Annotated in this window: 22 protein-coding genes; 4 read left to right on the forward strand and 18 right to left on the reverse strand. The window is 60.4% G+C overall.

Features of this window, described 5'->3' with window-relative positions; genetic code table 11:
- Position 1 precedes the first annotated feature (1 nt).
- From RBB49_RS04835 to RBB49_RS04855, 5 genes are all read right to left on the reverse strand, one after another.
- Positions 2–1,018 carry an ABC transporter permease gene (locus tag RBB49_RS04835; protein WP_306141557.1) on the reverse strand — a complete coding sequence of 339 codons (1,017 nt, stop codon included), beginning with the start codon at positions 1,016–1,018 and terminating at the stop codon, positions 2–4.
- A complete protein-coding gene (locus tag RBB49_RS04840; RefSeq protein ID WP_306141558.1) occupies positions 1,015–1,998 on the reverse strand; it encodes an ABC transporter permease in 984 nt (327 codons plus the stop codon). The genes RBB49_RS04835 and RBB49_RS04840 overlap by 4 nt, the downstream gene beginning before the upstream one ends.
- Positions 1,995–3,548 carry a sugar ABC transporter ATP-binding protein gene (locus tag RBB49_RS04845; protein WP_306141559.1) on the reverse strand — a complete coding sequence of 518 codons (1,554 nt, stop codon included), beginning with the start codon at positions 3,546–3,548 and terminating at the stop codon, positions 1,995–1,997. Before RBB49_RS04845 ends, RBB49_RS04840 begins: the two co-directional genes overlap by 4 nt.
- An 85-nt stretch (positions 3,549–3,633) precedes the next feature.
- Positions 3,634–4,626 (reverse strand): rhamnose ABC transporter substrate-binding protein, encoded by a 993-nt coding sequence (gene rhaS / locus RBB49_RS04850; protein ID WP_306141560.1) that lies wholly within the window; start codon positions 4,624–4,626, stop codon positions 3,634–3,636.
- Between the two features lie 53 nt (positions 4,627–4,679).
- The gene (locus tag RBB49_RS04855) at positions 4,680–5,486 is read right to left on the reverse strand and encodes a DeoR/GlpR family DNA-binding transcription regulator (RefSeq protein WP_306141561.1); all 807 of its coding nucleotides are present in this window, start codon (positions 5,484–5,486) and stop codon (positions 4,680–4,682) included.
- A gap of 186 nt (positions 5,487–5,672) precedes the next feature.
- Here RBB49_RS04855 and RBB49_RS04860 point away from each other — a divergent pair, with 186 nt between their 5' ends.
- Together RBB49_RS04860 and rhaI are read left to right on the forward strand one after the other, a co-directional pair.
- Positions 5,673–7,775, forward strand: a complete 2,103-nt coding sequence (locus tag RBB49_RS04860) for a bifunctional rhamnulose-1-phosphate aldolase/short-chain dehydrogenase (RefSeq protein ID WP_306141562.1) — start codon at positions 5,673–5,675, stop codon at positions 7,773–7,775.
- Between the two features lie 3 nt (positions 7,776–7,778).
- Entirely contained in the window at positions 7,779–9,071 is a 1,293-nt protein-coding gene (gene rhaI / locus RBB49_RS04865; protein WP_306141563.1) for an L-rhamnose catabolism isomerase, read from the forward strand.
- Between the two features lie 19 nt (positions 9,072–9,090).
- On the opposite strand, the gene RBB49_RS04870 is transcribed toward rhaI, so the two are convergent.
- From RBB49_RS04870 to RBB49_RS04910, 9 genes are all read right to left on the reverse strand, one after another.
- On the reverse strand, positions 9,091–9,486 hold the full coding sequence (locus tag RBB49_RS04870; protein ID WP_306141564.1) for a hypothetical protein: 396 nt from the start codon (positions 9,484–9,486) through the stop codon (positions 9,091–9,093).
- Positions 9,487–9,643: 157 nt separating this feature from the next.
- The gene (locus RBB49_RS04875; protein ID WP_306141565.1) at positions 9,644–10,759 is read right to left on the reverse strand and encodes an ABC transporter ATP-binding protein; all 1,116 of its coding nucleotides are present in this window, start codon (positions 10,757–10,759) and stop codon (positions 9,644–9,646) included.
- Between the two features lie 14 nt (positions 10,760–10,773).
- Complete coding sequence (locus RBB49_RS04880; protein ID WP_306141566.1) at positions 10,774–11,499, reverse strand: SDR family oxidoreductase; 726 nt, start codon at positions 11,497–11,499, stop codon at positions 10,774–10,776.
- 72 nt (positions 11,500–11,571) lie between these two features.
- Positions 11,572–13,077 carry an ABC transporter substrate-binding protein gene (locus tag RBB49_RS04885; protein ID WP_306141567.1) on the reverse strand — a complete coding sequence of 502 codons (1,506 nt, stop codon included), beginning with the start codon at positions 13,075–13,077 and terminating at the stop codon, positions 11,572–11,574.
- Positions 13,078–13,133: 56 nt separating this feature from the next.
- Positions 13,134–13,976 (reverse strand): carbohydrate ABC transporter permease, encoded by an 843-nt coding sequence (locus RBB49_RS04890; RefSeq protein WP_336623399.1) that lies wholly within the window; start codon positions 13,974–13,976, stop codon positions 13,134–13,136.
- A 32-nt stretch (positions 13,977–14,008) separates the two neighbouring features.
- Positions 14,009–14,905, reverse strand: coding sequence for a carbohydrate ABC transporter permease (locus RBB49_RS04895; RefSeq protein WP_306141569.1), 897 nt, complete (start codon positions 14,903–14,905; stop codon positions 14,009–14,011).
- A 27-nt stretch (positions 14,906–14,932) separates the two neighbouring features.
- A complete protein-coding gene (locus RBB49_RS04900; protein ID WP_336623391.1) occupies positions 14,933–15,865 on the reverse strand; it encodes a class II aldolase/adducin family protein in 933 nt (310 codons plus the stop codon).
- The gene (locus tag RBB49_RS04905) at positions 15,862–16,683 is read right to left on the reverse strand and encodes an HAD-IIB family hydrolase (RefSeq protein ID WP_306141570.1); all 822 of its coding nucleotides are present in this window, start codon (positions 16,681–16,683) and stop codon (positions 15,862–15,864) included. Before RBB49_RS04905 ends, RBB49_RS04900 begins: the two co-directional genes overlap by 4 nt.
- Before the next feature lie 4 nt (positions 16,684–16,687).
- The gene (locus RBB49_RS04910) at positions 16,688–17,998 is read right to left on the reverse strand and encodes an iron-containing alcohol dehydrogenase (protein ID WP_306141571.1); all 1,311 of its coding nucleotides are present in this window, start codon (positions 17,996–17,998) and stop codon (positions 16,688–16,690) included.
- Positions 17,999–18,154: 156 nt separating this feature from the next.
- On the opposite strand from RBB49_RS04910, the gene RBB49_RS04915 reads away from it, so the two are divergent.
- Positions 18,155–19,144 carry a sugar-binding transcriptional regulator gene (locus RBB49_RS04915; RefSeq protein WP_306141572.1) on the forward strand — a complete coding sequence of 330 codons (990 nt, stop codon included), beginning with the start codon at positions 18,155–18,157 and terminating at the stop codon, positions 19,142–19,144.
- Entirely contained in the window at positions 19,141–20,622 is a 1,482-nt protein-coding gene (locus RBB49_RS04920; RefSeq protein WP_306141573.1) for an FGGY-family carbohydrate kinase, read from the forward strand. Before RBB49_RS04915 ends, RBB49_RS04920 begins: the two co-directional genes overlap by 4 nt.
- 8 nt (positions 20,623–20,630) lie before the next feature.
- Here the strand turns inward: RBB49_RS04920 and RBB49_RS04925 are convergent, their stop codons facing one another.
- The 4 genes from RBB49_RS04925 to RBB49_RS04940 are packed head-to-tail and all read right to left on the reverse strand — an operon-like array spanning position 20,631 to position 25,339.
- The gene (locus RBB49_RS04925; RefSeq protein ID WP_306141574.1) at positions 20,631–21,449 is read right to left on the reverse strand and encodes a TIGR01459 family HAD-type hydrolase; all 819 of its coding nucleotides are present in this window, start codon (positions 21,447–21,449) and stop codon (positions 20,631–20,633) included.
- Positions 21,446–22,705, reverse strand: coding sequence for an FGGY-family carbohydrate kinase (locus tag RBB49_RS04930; RefSeq protein WP_306141575.1), 1,260 nt, complete (start codon positions 22,703–22,705; stop codon positions 21,446–21,448). Before RBB49_RS04930 ends, RBB49_RS04925 begins: the two co-directional genes overlap by 4 nt.
- A complete protein-coding gene (locus tag RBB49_RS04935; RefSeq protein ID WP_306141576.1) occupies positions 22,702–23,772 on the reverse strand; it encodes a class II aldolase/adducin family protein in 1,071 nt (356 codons plus the stop codon). Before RBB49_RS04935 ends, RBB49_RS04930 begins: the two co-directional genes overlap by 4 nt.
- Positions 23,744–25,339, reverse strand: coding sequence for a glycerol-3-phosphate dehydrogenase (locus RBB49_RS04940; protein ID WP_306141577.1), 1,596 nt, complete (start codon positions 25,337–25,339; stop codon positions 23,744–23,746). The genes RBB49_RS04935 and RBB49_RS04940 overlap by 29 nt, the downstream gene beginning before the upstream one ends.
- Between the last annotated feature and the right edge of the window lie 4 nt (positions 25,340–25,343).

Genomic DNA, 25,343 nt, shown 5'->3' on the forward strand with positions numbered 1-25,343 from the left:
CTCACCCTCTTCTTGCCGCCAGCATGCGCCTCGCAATCCGTGGCAGCGCGATCACACCTATCAGGAGCAGGCCGATGAAGATCGACATGACGATGCCCGGAACGTTCAGCAGACCGAAGCCGAAAGTGACCATGCCCATGACGAATGCGGCGATGACGACGCCGGGTATCGTTCCCGACCCGCCGAGAATGTTGACACCCCCAAGGACCACCATGGTCACCACTTCGAGCTCCCAGCCAAACGCGATCGAAGGCCGGGTTGCACCGAGGCGGGATGTCAGGCAGATCGCCGCCACGCCGGACATGACACCGGTCAGAAGAAACAGGGCAAATTTGACCCTGGGCACGCGAATGCCGGAAAACAGGGCCCCAACCGGGTTGTTGCCGATGACATAGACGGCACGGCCGAAATTGGTCTTGTGCAACAGCACCGCGAACAGGACCGCCATGAATGCGAACAGAACGAATTCAAAGGAAATCACCCACCAGACGTAACCCTGTCCGAAAAAGGCGAAGTCGGCGGGATAACCCGTATAGGCCTTGTCGCCCAGAACAATGTAGGAGATCCCCCGGAAGAGGCTCATCGTGCCGATGGTCACGACAATGGACGGCAGGCCGAGGCCGGTCACCAGCGCCCCGTTGAAGGCCCCGCACAGGAGACCGACACCCAACCCGACAAGAACCAGCGTCGGGGTCTCCGCGCCGAGTTGCACGGCAAAGCCCATGGCGGTTGATGCGAGCGCGATGATCGAGGCGACGGAAAGATCGATTTCACCAGAAACGATCAGCAGCGCCATCGCAAAAGCGATCAGCGCCTTCTCCGTAAAATTGAAGGTCGCGTCCGAAAGGTTCCACGGATCGAGAAAGTAGGGCGAAGCAAAGCTGTTCAGGACGAAAACGGCGACAGCCACGCCCAGAAGCAGGATTTCCCAGCTCGCCAGCAAGCGCTGCAGGGGGCTGCGCAACCGGTCCGGAACCTGCCGGACGGGATTGGTTTCGTTGGCCTGGGAAACGCTCATTGCGCGTGCTCCGCTTTTTTGAGGATCACCCGGCCCTTGCTTCTGGTCGACGTCGCATTGAAGGCAACGGCAACGATGATCGCGCTGCCGGATATCGCCAGTTGCCAGAAAGGCGAGATATTGATGACCGGAAGCGCGTTCTTGACAATGCCGAGGAACAGCGCCCCAAGCAGGGCTCCGCCGACAGACCCGATCCCGCCGGCAATCGAGATGCCGCCAATGACACAGGCCGCGACCACTTCGAGCTCGAACCCGCCGGCAATGTCGACATAGGCCACGGCATAGCGGGCGACCCAGAGATAACCGGTCAGACCGGCCAGTGCACCGGACAGCACAAAGGCGGCACACTGCGTTTGCCCCACATTGATCCCCGTGTAGACAGCTGCGTGCGGATTGCCCCCGACCGCATAAAACGCTCGGCCAAGTGCCGTTCGGCCAATCAGAACGGCAAAGCCTGTGACAGCGACAATGGCGATCCAGGAAAGCACCGGAAGCCCCAGAAACACCGCACGTGGAAAGGCCTTGAAGCTCTCGCTCATTTCATGCGCGTTGATCCAGGCACCGTCGGAGATGAGGAAGATGATTCCCCGGTAGACCGTCATCGTCCCGAGCGTGACGACGATCGGGGGAATATCCAGTTTCCAGACCAGCAACCCGTTCGCCAGACCCATGACGGCACCGAGAAGAATGGACACCATCAGGATGACAGGGATCGGCAGGCCGGGATAGAGAGTGTTCAGCATCGCGACGACCATGCCGGTCAACGCCAGGTTCGCCGCAACGGAAAGGTCGATGCAGCGCGTCAGGATGACGGCCATCTGACCGAGCGCGAGGATGATCAGCGGTGCCGTATCATTGAACACCTTGGCAAGGTTCGCCGGCTCAATGAAGGCTGGAAAGCGGCTGGCAATGGCCAGAAGCAGGGCCAGGATCGCAACACCCAGCACAAGTTCGCGGGATTTCAGGAAAGACAGTGTCATGTCGCAGCCTCGGCAAGGCCGGCAGCAGCCCGTACGAGACGCTCCGGCGTAAGTTCGTCGCCTTCAAACTCGGCCGCGATGCGCCCTTCCCGCATGACGATGACACGGTCGGACATGCCCAGTATTTCCGGAATTTCCGACGACACCATGATCACCGCCAACCCTTGCGCGGCAAGCTCCGCCATGAATTCATGAACCGCCGCCTTGGAGCCGATATCGATGCCCTTGGTCGGCTCGTCCAGGATGATGACCCTAGGCTGCGTCGCCAGCCATTTCGCGATGATCACCTTCTGCTGGTTGCCGCCGGACAGTTCGCCGATATCCTGATCGAGCGCGGCCGCGCGCAGATCAAGCCGCCTTGTATAGTCACGCGTCAGCTTGAATTCCTCTGCAAGACGCAAGAACCCGTTCCGCGACGTGGATTTCAGCGACGGTAACGAGACATTCTGGAAAATCGGCAGCCCCTTGATGGCCCCCTGTTTGCCGCGGTCTTCCGGCACATAGACAATGCCGTGGCTGATCGCTTCATTGGGTGTCCGGATCACGGCAACGGTGTCATCAATCCTGATAGCCCCTTTTGAGGGCCTGGTTATTCCGAAAAGCGCCTGCATGAATTCGCTGCGTCCGGCACCGACCAGCCCGTAGAAGCCGAGTATCTCGCCGCGCCGCAGCGTGAAGCCGATATCCTCGAACTCGGTTGGGTGACTGTAGCCGACAACACGCAGAACCTCCGGTCCGAGTTCGGGTGTTCTTTTCGGGAATACCTGGTCGACGGAACGCCCGACCATGAGCCGGACAAGATCCGGTTCCGACACCTCCGCGATTTTTCCGGCCCCCACCATCTGCCCGTCACGGAAAACCGTGTAGCGGTCGGCGATACGGAAGATCTCGTCGAACTTGTGGCTGATGAAGAGGATCGCCTTGCCTTCGGCCTTGAGCCGTTCGACAAGCTCGTAGGTCTCCTCGATCTCCTTGTGCGACAGGGACGCGGTCGGTTCATCCATGATGACGATGCTGGCATCAATTGAGAGCGCACGCGCGATGGCAACCAGATGCTTGTTGGCGATGCCCAGTTCCTTCAGCAGCACGGAAGGGTCTATCCTGGCACCGATCCGAGCAAGCAGCTCCTTGGCCTGCCGGACCATCGCTGTCTTGTCGATCAGGCCGAAACGGGATTTGGGAGCATGTCCGATGAAGATATTCTCGGCGACCGACAGATCGTCGAAGAGCACCGTTTCCTGATGGATCGCCGTCACGCCCGCCTTGCCCGCATCCTGCGCGGTCGGGAAGGAAACGGAAGAGCCGCTGATGCTGATCTCGCCCTCGTCCGGCTGGTAGATCCCGGTCAAAACCTTGACGATGGTCGATTTGCCCGCGCCGTTCTCACCGACAAGGGCCGTGACCTGCCCCGGGTAGAGATCAAGCGAGACTTCGGACAGGGCTTTGACACCGGGAAAGGACTTTGAAATGCCCTTCAGCGACAGGACCGGCTTCTGATCGTTGGTAACAGACGGATGCACGTTGCCGATGCCCTGCGTGTTCGCAAGCATTCCCAGTCCCCCGGAATTTGATATTTGTTTTTGGGTCATGGGCCGGCCCGGTCGTCCGGGCCGGCTGCTGCTTGGTCAGCGAAGCTTAGAAGATATCCTTGAAATCGTCGATGTTCGAGCTGTCATAGACAAACGGATCGGCCATCGCGCCTTCGTTGTTGTCGTTCAGCGTCAGGGATCCCATGCGTCCCATCGGAATTTCGGCCCCCGGCTTGGCTTCGGCATTTCCGGCGGCAAGGTTATAGGCCAGCATCGTTGCCGAGTAACCGAGGTCGATCGGGTTCCAGATCGCGAAGGACTTGGACGCGCCGGAGTCGATATGGCCGGCCATTTCAGACGGCAGTCCGAGACCGGTTACGTTGACCTGACCCGCCTTCTCCGCATCCGAGACTGCCTGCGCGGCGGCAACGATGCCGACGGATGTCGGCGCGATGATCGCCTTCAGGTCGGGATAGCTCTGCATGAGGCCTTGTGCCTCGCGGTAGGACTTGTCGGCAAGGTCGTCGCCGTAAACCGTCGCAACCACATTGATGCCCGGATAGTTGTCCTTGACCTTGTTCATTTCCTCGATCCAGGTGTTCTGGTTCGTCGCGGTCGCAGAGGCGGACAGGACGGCCACGTCACCACCGTCCGGCAGATGATCTGCAGCAAGCTTGATGATCATGTTGCCGATCAGCGCATTCGAGGAAGGGTTCAGGTGCAATTGGCGGCCGTCCGCGGCAACGCCCGAATCCCAGGAAATCACGGTGATCCCGCGCTGCATTGCCTTTTTCAGGGCCGGAACCAGCGCGTCCTGGTCATTGGCGGAGACGGCAATCGCATCCACTTTCTGCGCGATCAGCGCGTTGATGACCTCGATCTGGCCTTCCGCGGTGGTGTCGGTCGGGCCGGTATAGATGATTTCGACGTCGCCGAGTTCCTTGGCAGCTTCTTCAGCACCTTTGGCCGCTGCTTCGAAAAAGCCGATACCCAGGGCCTTGACGACCAGGGCGATCCGCTTGGTTTCTGCCTGCGCCGGCACAGCTATGCACATGGCGGCAACGGCTGTTGCTGCTAACAGTGACTTCAAGAGTTTCATTTTATTCCTCCCTAGATAGCTGCCGGTCCTCCCAGGTTCCGGCAGAACACCGGCTACCCGCTTGAGGTCGCCTTTGCTTGTGCGGCGTTTGTCTGCGCCACGATTAATGTCACGTCCGCCTGCTCCAGCATGTTGGCTGCATGGTCGGGAATGCCCTCGTCCGTTACCACTGTCGAAATCCGCTCAAGCGGACACAGGATCAACGAGGACCGGGCACTGAATTTCGAGGAGTCCGCCAGAACGACAAGTTCATCGGCCTGCCCGATCAGCTTCTGCTCTGCCTGGATCAGAAGCGGGTCGGCTTCCATGAGGCCCAGTGCTCCGAGACCCTGCGCGCCCATGAACATGCGCTTGGCATAGAAGTTCCGCGTGACGTCATTGTCGAACGGACTGAGGATGATGTTCTGCTCCCGGTAGATCGCACCGCCGGAAAGCATGATCGTGTTCTTGGAATTCTTCAGAAGGTGCTCGGCAATCGGAAACGAATTCGTAAACACCTGCATGCGTTTGGTCGCCAGCGGGTGCACCATCTGGAACGTTGTCGTGCCGCCATTGATAATGATCGGGTCGCCGTCTTCACACAGCTCGACTGCCTTTTGCGCGATTGCGCGCTTTTGAGCGATGTTGATTGTTTCGTTGACCGAAAATGGCCGGCCGGCCAGACCGACAAATTGAGGCGGATGGATCGACTCCGCGCCGCCACGCACCCGGCGAAGCTTCTTTTGCACGTGCAGGGTCGCGATATCCCTGCGAATGGTCGCCTCTGAAGACCCCGTCAGCGCGACAAGTTCCTGCACCGTCACGACGGGCCGGTCCTGAACTGCGGACAGGATAATCCTCTGGCGTTCTTTCTCGTGCATTCCGTCCTCCCGTTAATCAAACGTTTTCATCATAATCAGTCATTGTCAATCAATAATTGTCAAAAATAGTCATTTTGCAGTGCAATATGATTGAAATTGATTGTTTTTGATTGACATGCAGATCCTTTCGAGCGAGTTTCTAATCAATCAGGCTTGCTCTGTCAGGCGCATAATCGGGAGGTATCGATGCTGAACTCTGCTGCGGGATCACGGCTGCAAAATCTATGGGATGATGACACCGCGCAGCCGATGACGGAAGCCGAGCTGCTGCTCTACCGGTCGAACCTTCTTGGGTCGGACAAGCGCATCACCAATTATGGCGGTGGCAACACCTCGGCAAAGGCCATGGAGAAGGACCCGCTGACCGGTGAACAGACCGAAATCCTTTGGGTCAAGGGGTCGGGCGGCGATGTCGGCACCATTAAAATGGATGGCTTCGCAACGCTTTACATGGACAAGCTTCGCGCCTTGAAAAGCCTTTATCGCGGCGTCGAGTTCGAAGACGAGATGGTGGCTTACCTGCCGCATTGCACCTTCAACCTCAATCCACGCGCCGCCTCCATCGATACGCCTCTTCACGCCTATGTCCCTGCACGACATGTCGACCACATGCATCCGGACGCCATCATTGCAATTGCCGCGGCAGCCGACAGCAAGGCCATGACGGCGGATGTTTTCGGCGACGACATCGGCTGGCTGCCCTGGAAGCGCCCCGGTTACGAACTCGGCCTGTGGCTCGAAAAGTTCTGTCTGGAAAACCCCACCGCAAAAGGCGTGGTTCTGGAAAGCCACGGCCTGTTCACCTGGGCGGACGACGCCAGGACCTGTTACGAGATCACCATCGACACGATCAACAAGGCGATCGGCTGGTTCGAGCAGAAAACGCTAGGATACAGCGCTTTCGGCGGCGCGAAATGCACTGCCCTGTCACCGTCTGACCGCCGCCGGACTGCCGCTTCTGTGATGCCTGTCATTCGTGGCATGATCAGCGGCGACCAGCATATGGTCGGTCACTTCGATGACAGCGACGCGGTTCTGGAATTTGTCTGCTCCAACGATATGGAGGCGCTGGCCAGACTTGGGACAAGCTGCCCGGACCATTTCCTGCGCACGAAGATCCGCCCCCTCGTGGTGGATTTCGACCCGAACACCCCGGATATTGAGAAGGTGCTTGCCGGACTTGGCGGTGAGATCGCGCAATACCGGGACGACTACGCGGCCTATTACAAGCGGTGCCGCCGGCCGGACAGCCCGGCGCTCAGAAACCCGAATGCGGTTGTTTATCTCGTTCCGGGCGTCGGAATGATCACCTTCGCCAAGGACAAGGCGACAGCCCGGATCTCGGCCGAATTCTACACCAACGCCATCAATGTCATGCGCGGCGCATCGAGCGTCTCGACCTACCGGGGTCTTGAGGAACAGGAGGCGTTCGATATCGAATATTGGCTCCTGGAAGAAGCAAAGCTTCAGCGGATGCCCAAGCCGAAAAGTCTGGCAGGAAAGATCGCGCTGGTCACGGGCGGCGCCGGGGGAATCGGTTCGGCGACCGCGGAGCGGTTCCTGCGCGAAGGGGCCTGTGTGGTGCTGGCCGACATTGACGAGGACGCCCTGTCGGAGACCGTGGATGTTCTTTCAAAGCGGCACTCCACGGATCAGGTTCGATCGGTGGTGATGGATGTGACCAGCGAGGCCGCAGTCGCGGACAGTTTTGCGCGGGCGGCAATGGAATTCGGCGGGATCGACATTCTGGTTTCCAATGCAGGCATTGCGTCTTCCGCACCAATCGAAGAGACGTCGCTGGATCTCTGGAACCGCAACATGTCGATCCTGTCGACAGGCTACTTTCTGGTCTCTCGCGCCGCGTTTCAGCTCATGAAGACGCAAGGAACCGGCGGTGCGATTATCTTCATCGGGTCCAAGAACGGCCTCGCCGCCTCTCCCGGTGCCAGCGCCTACTGTACGGCCAAGGCATCGGAACTTCATCTTGCCCGCTGCCTGGCGCTCGAAGGCGCTCCGGACGGCATCCGCGTCAACACCGTCAATCCGGACGCCGTCCTGCGCGGATCGAAAATCTGGTCGGGCGACTGGCTGAAGGAACGGGCAGAAGCCTATGGCAAGGACACGGCGGAGCTCGAGGAGCACTATCGCCAGCGTTCCTTGCTGAAGCGCTCGGTGCTGCCGGAGGACATTGCGGAGGCAGCATACTTTTTTGCCTCCGACGTTTCATCCAAATCGACCGGCAACATTCTGAATGTCGATGCCGGCAACGTTCAAGCTTTCACACGCTAGGTGATGGACATGCCCATGATCGACAGCGCGGTGATCGCGCAGGAAAACGACAAACTCATCACGAACCTCCGCCGCGACTATGATGTCCTCGGCGAACAGCTAGATCGGCGCGGCGTCGCCATCGACGACATCAAACAGAAAGTGTCCGCCTATGGCGTTGCCATCCCGTCCTGGGGCGTTGGAACGGGCGGAACCCGGTTCGCAAGGTTTCCCGGTCCGGGAGAGCCCCGCAACATTTTCGACAAGCTCGAGGACTGCTCGGTCATTCACGAGCTGACAGGGGCGACACCGAGTGTGTCCCTGCACATCCCCTGGGACAAGGCAGACCCGACATTGCTGAAGAACAGGGCGGACGAACTCGGCCTCACCTTCGACGCGATGAACTCCAATACGTTTCAGGATCAGGAAGACCAGCGCCAGTCCTACAAGTTCGGCTCTCTGTCACATACCGACCCGGCCGTCCGGCAGCAGGCCATAGAACACAATCTGGAATGTATCGAAATTGGTGCCGCGATCGGGTCGAAAGCCCTGACCGTGTGGGTTGGCGACGGCTCGAATTTTCCGGGCCAGACCAACTTTACCCGTCAGTTGGAACGCTATCTGGAAAGTGCCAAGACGATCTATGCACGGCTCCCGGGGGACTGGCGTCTCTTTACCGAACACAAGATCTTTGAGCCAGCCTTCTATTCCACAGTCGTTCAGGACTGGGGCACCAACTACCTGATCGCAAATGAGCTTGGTGAACGGGCATTCTGTCTTGTCGATCTCGGACATCATGCCCCAAGCGTGAACATCGAGATGATCGTTGCCAGGCTGATCCAGTTCGGCAAGCTCGGCGGTTTCCATTTCAACGACAGCAAATACGGCGATGATGACCTGGATACGGGCAGCATCGATCCCTATCGCCTGTTCCTGGTTTTCAACGAACTGGTCGATGCAGAGGCCCGCAATGCGCCGGGCTTCGACCCGGCCCATATGCTGGACCAGTCGCACAATGTCACCGACCCGATCGAGAGCCTGATGGTGTCTGCCATGGAAGTGCAGCGGGCCTATGCCCAGGCCCTGATCGTGGATCGCACCGGTTTGGAAGCCGCGCAGGAAAGCAACGATGCGCTGATGGCGTCTTCAACGCTCAAGCAGGCGTTCCGCACCGATGTGGAACCTATCCTGGCGCTGGCGCGCGCTGAAAAAGGTGCTGCGGTTGAGCCGGTCTCCGCCTATAGAACGTCCCGGTATCGGGAGACCGTCGCAAAGACCCGTCCCGTTGTTTCCGGTGCTGGCGGCGGCATCGTTTGAGTTCACCTGAACGTGGGTCTCAGGTCGGCGCCTCAGCAGCCACACGCAAGGAATCGCTTCCTCCGCCGGGGCAGAACAGTTCCTGCCTCGGAAAGCCGACCCTGTGACGCTCAAACTCGGCGAAGAAGCCGCCATTGGCCCAGCACCATTTGCCCTCGCCCATCGTTGTGCTCGACGCGTCACAGGAACGCCCGAGATACAGCGTTTCCCGTTCACGCGTGACCGAAGACGCCGCTCCCGCTTCGAAAAAGCGGGTGACCGGATACTGGGACTTCAGGACATATCCTGACGCGTTGCAGCTGAGCGACCAGCTGTGATTGTCGCCGACATAATCGAACTGCTCGGACAGCGCTGCGTTGGAAAGAAAAATGAAGAAGGCTACAGAGGACAAAAGAAGCTTGAATATTGAAGTCATTTTGCACGTTCCAATGAACTGACCACGGACAAAAGCACAGCCAATCATATCAAACCCCTGCACCAGGGGGCAGCCCGAAGTTCATTTGCGACCGGGATCAGTCAGGCCGCGGGTCGCGGTCATGGGGTCGATGAAACGCCGGCCGGTTCACGTTCAGCTAAAGGCTCTCCACCTTGGGCAGGCTTTCCGGTTCAACCCTTTCCGTTTCAATCCGGTTTTCGGTCTTTGCGTCGAACAGATGCACGGCCCTTGGCGGGATCGTCAATTCAATGGGATCGCCCGACGCGGCACCATTGTCCCGCGCCATTGTCGCAACGAGACTCGCGGTTTCGCTCAAATCCACATGGATGTTGACGTCGGCCCCCGTCTTTTCGACAAGTTTGACGGTTCCGGTGATCTCACCGCTCCCGGTCGTCACGAGGTCTGAAGGCCTCAAGCCGCAGATCACCTTCTGGCCCGGCTCGGCTTTCAGCCCGTCATCGAGCGGCAGGTTGATATGAGGTCCGACGAAGTGCGGGCGGCCGTTCTCAGCCGTGATCTCGCCTTCTATGAAATTCATTGACGGCGAGCCGATGAAATCGGCTGCGAAGCGCGTTGCCGGCCGGTCGTAAAGGTCGTCCGGCGTTCCAACCTGTTCGATCTTGCCGCCTTTCATCAGGACAATCTTGTCCGCCATCGTCATCGCCTCGATCTGGTCGTGAGTGACGTAGATCGTGGTCGCCTTGAGACGCTCGTGCAGCTGGCGGATTTCAACCCGCATATGCGCCCTGAGCTTGGCATCGAGATTGGACAGGGGCTCGTCGAACAGGAACACCTTTGCATCGCGGACCATGGCCCGGCCCATCGCAACGCGTTGTCTCTGGCCACCTGACAATTCTCTTGGATAGCGGTCGAGATATTCGGTCAGGTTCAGGACGGCGGCAGCCTCGTTGACCTTGCGCTTGATCTCATCCTTGCTGAGCCGCTTCACTTCCAGACTGAAGGCGATGTTGTCGAACACCTTCATGGTCGGATAGAGCGCATAGTTCTGGAACACCATGGCAATGTCGCGGTCGCGGGGATGCACCTCGTTCATCACCTTGCCGTCGATGGTCAGTTCGCCGCCGCTGATGTTCTCAAGGCCCGCAGTCATCCGGAGCAGCGTGGTCTTGCCGCAGCCCGAAGCCCCGAGCAGAACAGCGAACTCGCCGTCATGGATGGACAGCGACAGGTCGCGCATGACCTCGAACGATCCGTACGACTTGCAGATATTGTGGTAGGCGACTTCTGCCATAAAAGCTGATTTCCTCAGTAGGTTTGCCGCGTCGGCGTCAGGCAGATTTCCTGAACCAGGGCCTTTTGCGGCAGCTGATAGGCATTGAGGATCAGGTCGCCGACAATGTCCGCGCCGATGCCTCCGCCCATCTTGACCTTGTTGTTCTTGTAGTTTGCAAGCGTTTCTTCATCCAGCACACCGGAAAGCACTTCCGTTTCGATCACACCCGGCGACAGCACGATCACACGCACATCATACGCCGACAGGTATTCGCGCAGGCTTTCTGAGACCGCGTGCACGAAATACTTGGTCCCGCAATAGACCGTGTGATCGGGATAGACCTTGCGGCCCGCAATGGAACTCATCATCACGAGCGTTCCGCGCTTGCGCGCCATCATGCCGTTCATCACCGCGTGGACCGTGTTCATCACCCCCTTGGTGTTGATGTCGATCATCTCGTCCCACTCTTCGGGAGGCTGGCGGCCGATATCGGCAAGGCGCGCGATGCCAGCATTGGCGAACATCATGTCGACCGGCCCGAAGCTTTCCTCCGCATCCCGAACGGCGGCCGCGATCGCGTCGCGATCCCTGACATCAACCTGCCGGAGAACGGCGTTCGGCAATCCGAGCGCTTCCATCCGGTCCATCCGGCGGGCCATCAGCAGCACCGGGTGTCCGGCGGCTGAAAAGGCGCGCGCGGTTGCTTCCCCGATCCCGGAGCTCGCTCCGGTAACTGCGACAAGAGGTTTGGTTTCCACTTGGGTCCTCCCTGACCTGAGTGCCGGGAAGGGTGTCGCCACCCTCCCCGGTTCTGCTTTTTCGAAGATCGGTCAGCCGGAGACGATCTTGTCGACGGAAACCGCAATGTCGTCCATTGCTTCCTTCGGCGAACCGTAATCACCGGCAAAGTACTTGCCGAGCCGGACTGGGATCGTGTCGTTGGAGAGTTCCGCCCATTGCGGCAGGTCCGGTTCCGATCCCATGTCCATCGCGATCGTGTCGCGAACAACATTGAGGTGCCGGGTTGTGCCCGGACCGACGCGGTTGTTGGCGATGATGCGCGGATCGTCGTAGACGCTTTCGCGTGTCGGTCCGGTACCGCCACCCAGGGCCGTGATGAGAACCTGCGTGTCGTAACTCGTCGCCCACTGCATGAAGATCCAGGCAGCGTCCGGGTTCTTGGAGTTTTTCGAGACCGCGAGCGACGATCCACCCTGGTGTCCGACACCCGGGATTTCGCCGAAACCGGTCTGGTCGACCGTGCGCAGCGTCCGCATCGGAGGCGGACAGCGGACGGCTTCCATGAGGCCGGACACCTTCGTCGCCGACGGATCGTCGAAATAGGGGAAGAATTCGCCCCAGCTCATCATCGATGCTGCGACGCCCTGGGCGACGGATTGACCCTGACCGTCCCAGGTCCAGCCCGTCACACCCGGAGGCATGGTCTTCCAGAGCTTTGTCCAGTAGTCCATGGCTTCCAGGCCGTACTCGTCATTGCCCGCGAATTTTCCGTCCGCATTGAAGATCGAACCGCCATGGCCCCAGAGCCACGCCGTCCAGTCGCATTCAAGGCTGTAGTGCCCGGATTTCATCTGACCCGTGGAACCGTAAAGATCCGGCCCCTTGGCATCTGTGATGGCCTTGGCCTGCTGGTAGTACTCTTCCAGGGACGACGGTGCCTCAAAGCCCATTTCGTCCCAGATATCCTTCCGGTACATCATGATGAAGATCGGGATATCGTACGGCACGCCGACCCAGCGGTCTTCGTACTTCGCGATACCGTCGACAAGCGCCGGCAGGAAGTCATCGATATTGTAGTTCGGCATCGCGAGATCGGGTTTGTTCTCGATCTGCTCACGCGGATCGAACACATCCTGGCTCACCGACGCCGCCCAGCTCTGGTCGATATAGTAGAGATCGTAGGTGCCGAGCTGCGAAGCGATGTCCAGGGTCATTTTCTGGAGCACCTGCTCAAGCGGCAGCACTTCGATTTCGACGGTCATGCCCGACGCTTCCTCGAAATACTTCTTCAGCTGGCTGTTGATCGCGTTCGACGGCGGTGTGGATTCGGTCGCGAGCTTGAGTGTCGTTCCCTTGAACGGCCCGGACACATCCTTCACCCATTTCAGGACCTCGTCGGATGGCCGAAGGTCGTCTGCGGCATTGGCCAGTGGCATCGAACCCAGACCGAAGGGCCGGCGCATGCCCGCACCGAACGCGGCAGCACTCAATCCGAGCAAACCGGCATTTCTCATGAAATCCCGCCGCCCCATGCGCCGATGAACGAAGGCGTCCACCAGATTGGCGCGGTATTGTTTCCTGTCTGTATCTCTCATGACTAACTCCTCCCGTGATACGTGAAAGATGGTCTCCTAAAGCCTGTGTGTTGCTCCTATTGCTTGAGGGAACCGAGTGTCAGCCCGCGGACCAGTTGCTTCTGGACCAGCAGGATGAAGAGGAACGCCGGAGCCATCGCAGCCACTCCCAAGGCTGCCATGTTGCCCCAGGCGGTGCCTGTGGATGTGACAAAGCTCGACGACACGACCGGCACGGTTTTCAGCCCGGTCTGCGTGAGGGTCAGGACGAAAATGAACTCCGTCCAGGAAAAGATGAAACAAAGAACCGCGGTCGCCGCGATGCCGCCCTTGGCCATCGGCAGGATGATGCGGCGGAAGATCTTCCAGCGGCTTGCACCGTCGACGATGGCACTCTCGTCGATCTCTCGCGGAATGTCGTCGAAGAAGCTCTTCAGCAGGAGCACGGCAAGCGGCAGATTCATCAGCGCATGGATCAGGATGATCCCGGTGTAGGAATCCATCAGGCCGATATCCTTGTAGATGAAGAACATCGGGATCGCGACCGCGACCGGCGGCATCATCCGCGTCGACAGGACCCAGGCAACGAAGTGGTGCCGCCCCCGGAAATCCATCCGGCTGAGCGCATAGGCGGCAAAGGTGGATATCGCGATCGCAAGCGCCGTGGAAAACACGGCGACGACGATTGAATCCCAGAGGCGCGGCGCCATGTAGAAATTGCCGCCACCGGGCAGGACCTCCTGCTGGCGCAGGAAGCCGAAGGAAATGCCGAACACCTCCTCGAAATTCCGGAGCGTCGGCGTGAACGACCAGACTGTCGGGGGAACCGAGAAGATCTCCTTGGCTTCCTTGAAGGCCGTGGTTCCCCAATAGTAGAGCGGGAACACGAACAGCGCGGTTATCAGCCACGCGGCGGCCATGCGCGAGTAGCGCCGATATTTGCTCTCGACAATCACCAGCGCACCTTCGCAATCCAGATAAACAGGTTGGCGATCACGAGGATCAGCACGAGGCTGACGAGGCTCAGCGTCGCTCCATATCCCCACTTGATGAAACTGAATGTCTGCTGCCAGGCGTAGAGCGACAGCGTGTATGTCGACGTTCCAGGGCCGCCGGACGTCATCACGAACATGTAGTCGAAGGCCCGGAACAGATCGATACCGCGGATCAGCACAGCCACCGCGATCACCTTGGACATCATCGGCAGCGTGATCCGGCGGAACGTCTGGAACGCGGACGCACCGTCCAGCATGGCAGCCTCGTAGGGCTCCTGAGGCAGAGACCGAAGCCCGGCCAGGAAAATCAGGACCATGAACGGTGTCCATTGCCAGATATCGGCAAGCATCACACCCGCCAGCGCCGTGGAACTTGTCGCCAGGATCGGGTCCTGGCCGCTCAGGATCCCCATGGCTTCCAGAAGATAGGTCAGAACGCCGAACTCGGGATCTTCCATCAGCAGGAACATCATGCCGGTGATCGCCGGTGGAATGACCAGCGTCAGCGTGAGAAGGCCGCGCAGCAATCCGAACCCGGGTTCGTCGGAATCAAGCAGCAGCGCAATGATCATTCCCAGCACGACCTGGATCGCCAGCAGCACGAAGAAATACGTGAAGGTCACCGACAGCGCTTCCCAGAAGCGCGGATCGTTGACGAGCGTGCTCCAGTTCTCCGTGCCCACATAGACCAGACGCCGTTTGAACGGCGCATATTCATGGAACGAGAGCCAGATATTGTAGAACAGCGGATAGATCGTGAAGACCACGAGCATGGCGACCAGCGGCGCAAGCCACGGCACCGGGCTGTCGCCGGTGATGTAGCCTTGCAGTCCTCTGGTTCTTACGAACGCCATGTTGCTCCTCCCGTGAACACGGACACGCTATTTCTTGCTGGCCGATGGCTTTTTGGCCGCGGCCGGTTTTTTGGCAGCAGCGGCTTTTGCCGCCGGTTTCTTTGCGGCAGACGTTCTGGCCGCTGCGGTCTTTGCCGCAGGTTTCTTTGCAGCCGCTGCCTTTGCGGCCGGTTTCGTGACTGCTGCGCTCTTCGCTGCAGGTTTCCTTGCCGCCGTCGCCTTCGACGCGGGTTTCTTTGCCGCCGCCGTCTTTGCTGCCGGTTTCTTGGCGGCACGGGCTTTAGGCTTGGGCTTCTCTTTTCCGGCATCGTCCTGAAGGCCGTAGCCGGCAAAGCCTCGATGCGTGTCGTCTATGGCCGCGTCGCTCAAAAGCACAGGACCGCCGATCGCCAGGCTGAGGTAGTACTGCTTGGCGATGGTCTCCAGCTCGATCGCGCGCCACATCGCCTTGGCAAGGGTCTCTCCAATCGCGATCATGCCATGGTTAGCGAGCAGGCAGGCCGTCCTGTCGGTCATCGCGTCGATCGCGAGTTCGGACAGCTCCTCCGAACCGAATGTCGCGTAGCCCGCACACCGCACATTGTTCCCGCCGAACGCCGCGATCATGTAATGGCAGGACGGGATTTCCTTGCGCGCGATGGCGAGCGTCGTGCAGTAGGTCGGATGCGCATGGACCACCGCGCCCGCATCAGGACGGCCGCGCAACAGCTTCTGGTGAAAGCGCCACTCGGTCGACGGTTTCAGCGGGCCCGCATAGCGGCCGCTCGTATCCTCAAGACCAACCGATGCAATCATTTCGGGCGTCATCTGGTCGTAGGGCGTCGCGGACGGAGAGATCAGCATCCTGTCTTCGAACCGCACCGAGATGTTCCCGGAGGTACCCTGGTTGATGCCGCTGGAATTCATCTCCCGGCAACGGGCAATGATCTCCTCGCGCAGTGCCAGTTCGGCCTTTTTCATGCGCTCATTCTCCTGTCTGAAACGTTTCTTGCTGCAATCAGAGCGTTCGCCAGCTCTGCAAATCCCTCGCCGCCACGCGCGGTCGTTATCCAGCCGGGTTCGGCGTCGATCCGGCCCTTGAAGTCCAGGACGTTGGCCACCCCGCAAGCGTTTGGAAAGAAGCCGAACATCGGTGCGTCATTGGGGCTGTCGCCGCAAAAGACGATCCGGTCCTTCTCGCCGTCCAGGTCGAGCTTCAGAACCTCGTCCGCGAACCAGCGTGTCATGGTCAGCTTGTCATAGCTGCCGTACCATCCGTTCACGTGGATCGAGGACACTTTCGCCACCGCGCCTTCCTCTTCGAAAATCGCCTTGATGCGATCAACGTCCTCGCTTGTCAGCGCCGGCACGTCTTCACAGAAATCGATGGCAAGGTCCGCCTCGCGAAAGGCCTGATCCGCCGAGACCGCCGCTCCGGGCACCTCGCTCAGGATCCGCGCCGCGATCTGTTCGTAGCGCAGCTTGTTGTTCCGCCTGACGACATCGCTGGCTGCAAACACCCGTCTCATCTTTCGCGCCGTGCCGTCATAGGCGTAGTAGAAAGCCCCGTTTTCGCCGACGACGCCGTCGACGGGCCAGAAACGGGCGATCATGTCGCACCATCCCGCCGGCCGTCCCGTAATCGCGGCAACCCGGAACCCGGCTTCTTTCAGACGCTCCAGCGCGGAATAGGCGCTTGCCGGAAGACGCCCGTCACTCGTCAGCGTGTCGTCAATATCGGCCATGACCGTATGGATAGAAGCCGCGGTTTCCCTGGGCATGGAGGCGAGCGGTTTCATCGTGTCACACCTCCCTCGCCGCAAAGTCGTCAAGAAGGCCCGCATCGCAGGCAAGGTCGGCAAAGGAAAACCGGTTCCGCATCTCGTGTGCGTGGCGAACGGCTTCGCGGTAGAAGTCGGAAGGCAAGCCGAGGTCCCGTCCGCTGGTCGCGCCGCCGACTTCGTTGAGCTTGGCAATCATGGTGTCGACGGGATCGACCAGCTTGCGGCAATCGGCGCGCAATTGCGGCCAGATCTCCTGAAGACGGTCGTTCAGCCGGGCCGCCCCGTCTTCATCAACCGCTTTCTTCCGGTATTCAGCTTCGCATTGTGCGGCGATTTCCGGTCCCATGCGGCGCGCCATGTCCTCGCCGTCCACGCGTGTCGGCCGGATCTCCGGCGGCCGTTCCTGTTCCAGGAACCAGGCTTGAATACGGCCCATTGTCAGCGTCGCGACACCCACCTGCTCGCCGTGCAGTGTTCCCGCGTGCCGCTGGCCCGCAAAACAGTCGATATAGTGGGATATCTGGTGCTCGCCCATCGAGCCGTGGTTCGAGACTTTGGTAAAGGCGACACCAAGCCCGGACAGAACCAGCGCCCGGACCAGGTAGCCGACAGCGGTGATATCGCCTTGCTTCAAACCGGCCGCGTGGGTTTCCAGCATACCCGCGTCGGGCTCGCTGATCAGGTAGGGTTCCATCCAGAAGCGGCTTCCGAGGAGCTTGTGCGACATCCACCAGTCGATCCTCGCAACACTGTTGCAAAGACAGTCGCCGAAGCCCGCCGCTGCCATCCTGCTGGGCGCGGCCGAGATCACGCCGAGATCCAGAAACACACCCTTGGGCGCGTGCGCCGGCAAGGAGATCTTCAGTCCGCTCGGTAACCCCATCGATGCCGTTGTCGATGCATAGCCATCCATCGAAGCCGCCGTGCCGAAGACACAGTAGGGACGGCCATCCTTGGCGGTGACATATTTGGTCAGGTCGTTCACCGTGCCGGACCCCACCGCGATCACGGATGAAAAGTCCTGTAGCCGCACGGCGAGTTCATTGGCGGCGTGCACGGTCGCGTGCGGTTTGCCTTCGAGCAGGATTTCGCTGACCGTCATGCCCGCGCTTTTGAGGTTGCCTGCGATCCTTGAACCTGCGGCATCCCAAGTATTGGCATCGGCGACCATCGCGGTTGAATCGCCGATGCCCACGGAGCGCACGAGGTCTGCCTCGGCTCCGTCAATCGATTCGGAAATCAGGATTTTGTCGACCGGTGCCCTCGGTCCGGTCTCACCGGTTTCTGGGTTGACCCACCGGCCCAGATACACGTCCTCAATATGCTCCATCCAACCGTTTTCCGGCCGCTCTGGTAAAGAGGGAGTCTGTTGACTTATTGAGGGCATACACAACCTTTCAGCTCATGAATGACAAATGACAACATCTATTGACATTTGTCAAATCGAATTTCAAACTTCACGGATCGCAAAGGCGAAAGCGAAACAATGTCAGACAAGCAAAGCGACGGTTCAGGCGGGGAAAATGTCAGGTTTGTCGAGGACACGACGGCCTGGGCGACCTGGCTCTATTACGCGGAATCGCGCACACAGGCGGAAGTCGCCAAGGCCCTCGGGGTCTCACGCGCATCGGTTGCCAACTATCTCGCGGATGCGCGCAGGCGCGGCCTCGTCACCATCAGTCTGGCCCCCGGTCTTCTGGAACAGGCCGAGCTGAGCAAACGGCTTGCTGCCCGCTTCAACCTGAAGGGTGCTTTCATCGCCCCTGAAATCAGCGAAGTAGACAGTGATCCGACCCAGCTCCGCAAACGCCTTGGCATAGCCGGTGCGCAGATCCTCCTGTCGCGCCTGCGCAAGGACATGACACTTGGTGTTGCCTGGGGCCGGACGATGCTGGAACTGGCAAACGCGCTGCCCGAGAAAAACCAGGAAAGCCTTCGCGTCGTTCAGGTCTCGGGCAGTTCTCTCGGAGATGATGTCACCTCACCGGAAGCCTGTACGCTTTTCATCGCAAACCGTCTTGGCGCGAAGTGCCACAACTTCCATGCCCCTGCGGTCGTGACCACCTCGGACCTGCGCACGGCGCTTCTGCGCGAGCCGTCGCTTAAACGCCACTTCGAACGGGTTCACAGCTGCAACACCGTGGTCTTCGGCGTCGGCGAACTCAATGATGAAACCAGATGGGCGGACGGCAACAATCTCATCCAGCCCTCCGCCGAGGACTACATGAAGGCGGGCGCTGCGGGTATCGTGATCGGCCGGTTTATCGACGCGCAGGGAGACGCTCTGGAAGGGCCGCTGTCGGGGCGGCAGATCGGAATGGAGCTTCAGGATCTGAAAGCCGTTCCCGAGCGCATTTGCGTTGCCGGCGGATCTGAAAAGCTGCAGGCGCTGAAAGCCTGCCTGACCGGCGGTTATGTCACCGACCTGGTGACGGACAGGTCGACGGCTGAAGCCTTGTTGAGGGAGGATACATGACCAAGAATCTGGTGATCGGGCTCGACAGTTCCACGCAATCGACCAAGGCCGTCGCCTGGACAGAAAACGGAACGCCGGTCGCCGAGGGGCGTGCGTCCATTCCGTTGTCCCAGCCGCAACCCGGCTGGGTGGAACAGGATGTCGAGGACTGGTGGTCCGCGGCGTGTACGGCGTTGCAGGACCTTGCCGGAAAAATAGACATGTCCCGTGTCGCAGCGCTTGCAATCTCCAACCAGCGCGAGACAGTCGCCTTTCTTGACGCGGATGGAAACGCCCTGCGTCCCGCCGCGCTGTGGCTCGACGAGCGCGCCCGCGCGGAGGTCGATCTCCTGAGCCGCGAGATCGGTGCCGACAAGCTTCACGGGATCTCCGGAAAACCGATCGACATCACACCCGTGATCTACAGACTGTCATGGTTTCGCCGCCACCAGCCGGAGGTCCTGGATCGGGCTGCGAAAATCACCGACGTTCATTGTTTTCTGACCGGACGTTTCACAGGCAACTGGATGTCCAGCTGGACCAGCGCCGACCCCTTCGGCCTGCTTGATATCGAAAGCAGGACGTGGTCCGAAGACTTCCTTGCTCACCTGGGCATCCGCACAGATCAGCTCGGAACGCTCGTGCGGCCTGGCACGGTCACCGGAACGGTCACGGCGGAAGCGGCGACCTTGACCGGTTTGCCGGAAGGGCTGCCGCTCGTTGCCGCAGGCGGTGACGGTCAATGCGCGGGTCTCGGCGTGAACGCCGCCCGGGAGGGTGTCGTCTATCTCAATCTCGGAACGGCACTCATCACCGGTGCCTGGGCTCCCGATCCCATGATCAGCCTCAATTGGCGCACCATGACCTCTCCCACCGGCAACGGCTATTTTCTGGAAGGATGCCAGCGCGCGGGCGCGTTCCTGATCAACTGGTTCGTCGACACCTTCGCGGGCGGGCGTGACGACCCGTCGGTGTTTTCAAGACTGGAAGCGGAAGCGGAGGCTATTCCGGTTGGTTCCGAAGGCGTCACCGTATGCCCCTATCTGACAGGATGCATGGACCCTCACTGGGACACCGGCGCGCGTGCCAGTTTCAATGGCCTGTCGCCAAATCATGGCCTTGGCCATATCTACAGAGCCGTCCTGGAAGCCATGACGCTTGAAAGCGCACGCGCCATCACGGCCATGAATGAAAACGGCCTCAAGATCGAAAAGATCGTCGCCGTCGGCGGCGGCGGCAACAGTCCCCTCTGGACACGGATGTTCGCGGATGCGACCGGACTGCCGGTTCATATCTCTCAAAGCCTGGAAGCATCTTCTCTTGGCGCTGCCATGAGCGCGGCCTATGGGGCGGGCTGGTTTGAAACGCTCGACGCAGCGGCCGCCGAAATGAGCGAGCAAGGAGAGCCGGTCATGCCCGACCCGGCGATGCGGGACGCCTGGCATGCCCTTTCAGCCCGGCAGTTCGCGAGCTACCGGCCCGAATACGCGGGCACCTGATCGTTATTTCAGAAACGAAGCGCGTCCATGGAATAATCGGGCTCAATCCCCTCCTCCGATGACAGCGCCTGGACACCACCGGCGATCAGCAGCGTCCGGCAGCCGAGCGCGGCCGCGCCGGCAATGTCATGATGGTGGCTGTCGCCGATCATGAGAACATGCTCGGGATCAGGGTTCCCGAGCACCGCCAGCGATCGTCGAAAGATCTCCGCACCCGGTTTTCCGGCATAGGTTACGCTGCCGCCTGCATCCTCATAGTCCTGCGCAACACGCCCCGGCCCGAAGGCTGCCTTGCCATTGGCGTAGACCACGTGGTCCGGGTTGGCGCAGATCGCGGGAATCCCCGCTTCAGCCAGCGGGCCCAGCATCCGGCGATAGGTTTCGCGGGTGATCTCCTCCGGTTTGAGACCGGAAATGAGAACGAGACGGATGGCATCGCCCGGCTCATCGGACGGGACAAGTCCCAGTCCGTCGATCACGGTCGTGTCGTTTTCACGGGTGAGGTTCAGCACCTTGTCTCCGGGGGCGAGATCCCCGGCAGCAAGCATGTCCGCGATCCGGGCACGGGCAACCATGCCGGAGGTGATCACCTCCCCGATCAGGTCTTCCGTAAAGCCGAACCGGTTCAGGCGCTCTCTGTTGGGTTCCTTCATCCGCCCGGAATTGGTGATTGCAACCACCGGCATCCCGAATTCGGCGACGCTCCGAAGACAGGGCAAGGCCCCGGCAAAAACCGTCTTGCCGTCGTGGAGAACACCGAACTGATCGATAAGGAGGCCATCAAACCTGCCGATGATCTCACCCAGACCCGAAATGCGACTTGTCATGCGCGACCCTTCACAAAACCCCAGGCAATGCGGGCCGACCCAGCAGCCGCTTCACCGGACGCAACCGGGGCTTCGGATGTATTCAGCATTCGGGTCCGCATGCGTGTCCATGTCCTGTTGGAAGCGCCGCCGCCGACGGTTCGGATGGATGTCAGTTCCGGGCCTCCAAGTTCGGCAAGCCGTTCAAAGCCGCGTTTCTCGATCGCCGCAATGCCTTCAAGAAGACCCTGCAGGAAGTCCTGCCGTGTTTCGGGGCGCGGATCAACACGCGATACAAGACCCGGATCGTTGACCGGAAACCGCTCGCCGGTACGCGGCAGCGGGTAATAGTTGAGACCGGTCGATGTCTCGGGATTGATCCGCTCGCTCAATGCGGCAATCTCGTCGGGAGCAAAATACGCGGCCAGCGCCTCGCCGCCGCTGTTGGAAGCACCGCCCGCGAGCCACTGATCACCGATACGGTGACTGTAAATCCCGTATTCAGGCGCAAAAATCGGTTTGTCTGACAGCAGTTTCAGCGTCAGCGTCGTTCCGAGCGCGGTCACGCCGTCTCCGGGCGTCGAGGCCCCGGTGGCCAGAAAGGACGCGCAGCCATCGGACACCCCGGCAACAATGGGAATGCCTTCAGGCAGTCCGAACGCACCGCTCGTAACCCCGGTCATCGTCCCTGTGGCGACGATATCCGGCAAAAGACCGGTGTTGATACCCGCCTCGGACATCCAGCCCGGCCAGCCTCTCGCGACCGGGTCATAGCCGGTCTTCAGCGCGTTGCTTTCATCGCTCGGCACGGGCTTTCCAGCCAGCCGTTCCGCAATCCAGTCGGCCTGGTGGGCAATGCGCACAATGCCGGGTCTCGTTTGCAGGGATATGGAACGCGCAAGCGCGGAACTTGCCCCGTGTGCCGCACTCTGACGGGGGGCAACGGCCGCGATTGCCTCGGGGATCGCACGGTCCTCGACAGCATCATTATACATCAACGCGTGTCCGATCGGCGCTGCCGCAGCATCGAGTGCGAGCACGGTTCCCGAGGTTCCGTCGACGCAGACAGCCTCGATGCTGCTTGCGTCAATCGCCTGAAGCATCGCGGAAAGTGCGTCGGTCAACGCACCGAGCCAGATGGCTGGATCGTTTCTTGGCCCCTTGGAAAGGTCCATGGCCGCCTTCGTAACCGTGACAACGGTCAGGTCATCATCAAGCGCGGCAACCCGGACGCCTGATGTGCCGACATCGATCCCAAGCGCAAGACGGTGTTTCATGGTGTAGCGTCTTCACTGGTGTTGAGGGCCTGACGCAACTTTTCCGCATCCCAATTGATCAGCTCGTCCTCCTGTTGATCGCTGAGGCGCGTCACGTCTGAACCCGGTGCAACGCGCACAAGCACGTCGCCAAAGGCTCGCACCAATGTCAACGTGGCGGCATTCGCGTCTTCGGGGATGGCGACGCCCTTGCCCGGACAAATCACGAGCTTGCGGTCGGACCGCCCCGCCGATCCGCGCTGTGCGGCTTCGGCAACCGTCTCCCCGTCTCTTGCGACCACGCAGCCGGGACCGAGGAACACAACATGATCCGGATAGAGCGAATTGCCGTCCGCGACCTCAAGCAGGCCGTCGTCGAACGCAATCGCCTGCGTCGTTTCAAAGGGTGCCGGTTTCCAACCCGTTCCTTCCAGGGACCGGACCCAGGCTGCCCGGGGTTCTCCTGCATAGTCCACGGGACCCGGTTCCAGCCGCCGGGAGACCTCGAACAACCGCTGCCTTGCCTCATGCGCGCTCTCACCGGTTGCGACGAGGCCATGGTTGCCCAGGATCAGGATCTTGGTGGAGCCTGTTGCCCGCGCCAGGATCGCGCGTGCGAGATCGAGGCCGGGTTTCGCATAGGGGATGAACACGGCATCGAGACCGGCGAGCTTGTCCCGGACAATCTCTTCAGCGTCGGAGCGGATGGCAATGGCGATCGTCGCGACACAATGCGTATGCAGCACGACCGGACTGTCGAGGAGTGCGTGAACGGATGTCTCGATCGAGGAATGAAGCTCCGGCGCGCCGTCCACCTCGGCAAGAAACCGGGCCGTTTCACCCGCGCTCTCGTCGCCGGACTTCATCGCCTCGACAAACCGGTCCGAGTAGACGGGGACCATGATGTCGCGCGTTTGTGCTTCGGCCAGCCAGGTGCCCGAGGCCTTGATCCACATCCGCCCGTCCCGCTTCAGCGACGTGTTGCCCCCCGGCCCCTGAACCTGCAGCGGGTCTTTTCCCAGCTCGGCGGAGATCGTGCGAAGTCTTCCGAATTCGGCATCATTCCGCAATTCTAGAAACGGGTTCATCCAGCGTCGGCCTCTTTTCCAACCAGGTTTCAAAATCCGACTTTTCCTGCCGCGTCAGGAACAGCCCGTGCTTGGTGCGGCGAAGCAATATGTCTTCAACGCTTTCGGCCCACTCGTTCTCGATCAGCCAGACCGCTTCGCGCTCGAAGAAACAATGTCCGAAATGGTGCCCGAGATCCGATAGGGAGGCGACACCATCGAGCAGCCGGACCGCATCCGTTCCATAGCAATGCCCCAGATGGCGCAACAAGGCCTCGGGGAGGAACGCATAGCGTTTTCTGAACCCGGTGAACCAGGTTTCGAATTGCTTGTCGGGAAGATCTCCGCCCGGAAGCGGGGTGTTCGAGGTCCATGGCCCGGCCATGTCGGGAAAGTAGGGAGACAGCATGTGCAACGCGTGCTCCGACAGCTTCCGGTAGGTGGTCAGCTTTCCGCCGAACGCGGAAAGGAGCGGCGGCAGTTTCGCGTCTGGCTCCAGTGATCCGTCGAGTTCGAACTGATAGTCACGGGTCACGGCGGACGCGCTTTTGTTGGCATCATCGTCGAAAAGCGGCCGGACGCCGGAATAGTCGAACAGGACGTCCTCGGCCGTGAAGGCATGATCGAAATAGCTCCCGAGAATGCCAAGCAGATAGTCGACCTCCGCCTTGTCGATCGCAACGTCTTCCGCCTTGCCGTCAAAGGGAATGTCTGTCGTGCCGATCAGCGCCATGTCGTCAAAATAGGGATTGACGAAGATGAGGCGTTTGTCGGGTGCCTGCAGAACATAGCCGTGATCGCCCTGCCACCACTTGGGCAGAACGATGTGACTTCCCTTGACCAGGCGCACACGCATGCGCGAATTCACTCCCGCGACCTCGCCGATGACCTTCTCGACCCAGGGCCCTGCTGCGTTGAAGATGGCTTTCGCGTAAACCGTCGATGGAGAGCCGGACTGGTCGCCTCTGAGTTCCGCGCGCCAGACTTCGCCTTCCCGCCGGGCGGAAACGCAAGGGGTTCTGGTGAACACCTCAGCACCGCGGCGGGCCGCATCCACGGCATTCAGCACAACCAGCCGCGCATCGTCGATCCACACGTCCCAATAACTGAAGCCCTTCCGGTACTTGTCCTTGAGCCGTTCTCCGGCCGGGTCCCGGCTGAGATCGAGCGCGGAGGAACGTGGGACCCGCTTTCGGCCTCCAAGATTGTCATAGAGAAACAGGCCAAGGCGAATGAGCCACCTCGGCCGCTGTTCCGGACTGTGCGGCAGCACAAGTTGCAGCGGCCATGCAAGATGCGGTGCGGCTTCCAGCACGACTTCACGCTCATTGAGCGCCTCCCGAACAAGCCTGAACTCGTAATATTCCAGGTAGCGCAAGCCGCCGTGAATGTACTTTCCCGACCGCGAAGACGTGCCCTCACCAAGATCGCCCTTTTCGCAAAGGATGACGGACAAACCGCGACCGGCAGCATCCCGCGCGACCCCCACACCGTTGATCCCCCCGCCGACAACCAGCAGGTCCACGGGGTGATCGGCGGATCGTCCCTGCGGCTCGTATCTGCTATGGTCAGGCGTCACAAGGTTCATTCAG

Origin of the sequence: Roseibium sp. MMSF_3412 (genome assembly GCF_030733265.1) — a bacterium.
GTDB lineage: Bacteria > Pseudomonadota > Alphaproteobacteria > Rhizobiales > Stappiaceae > Roseibium.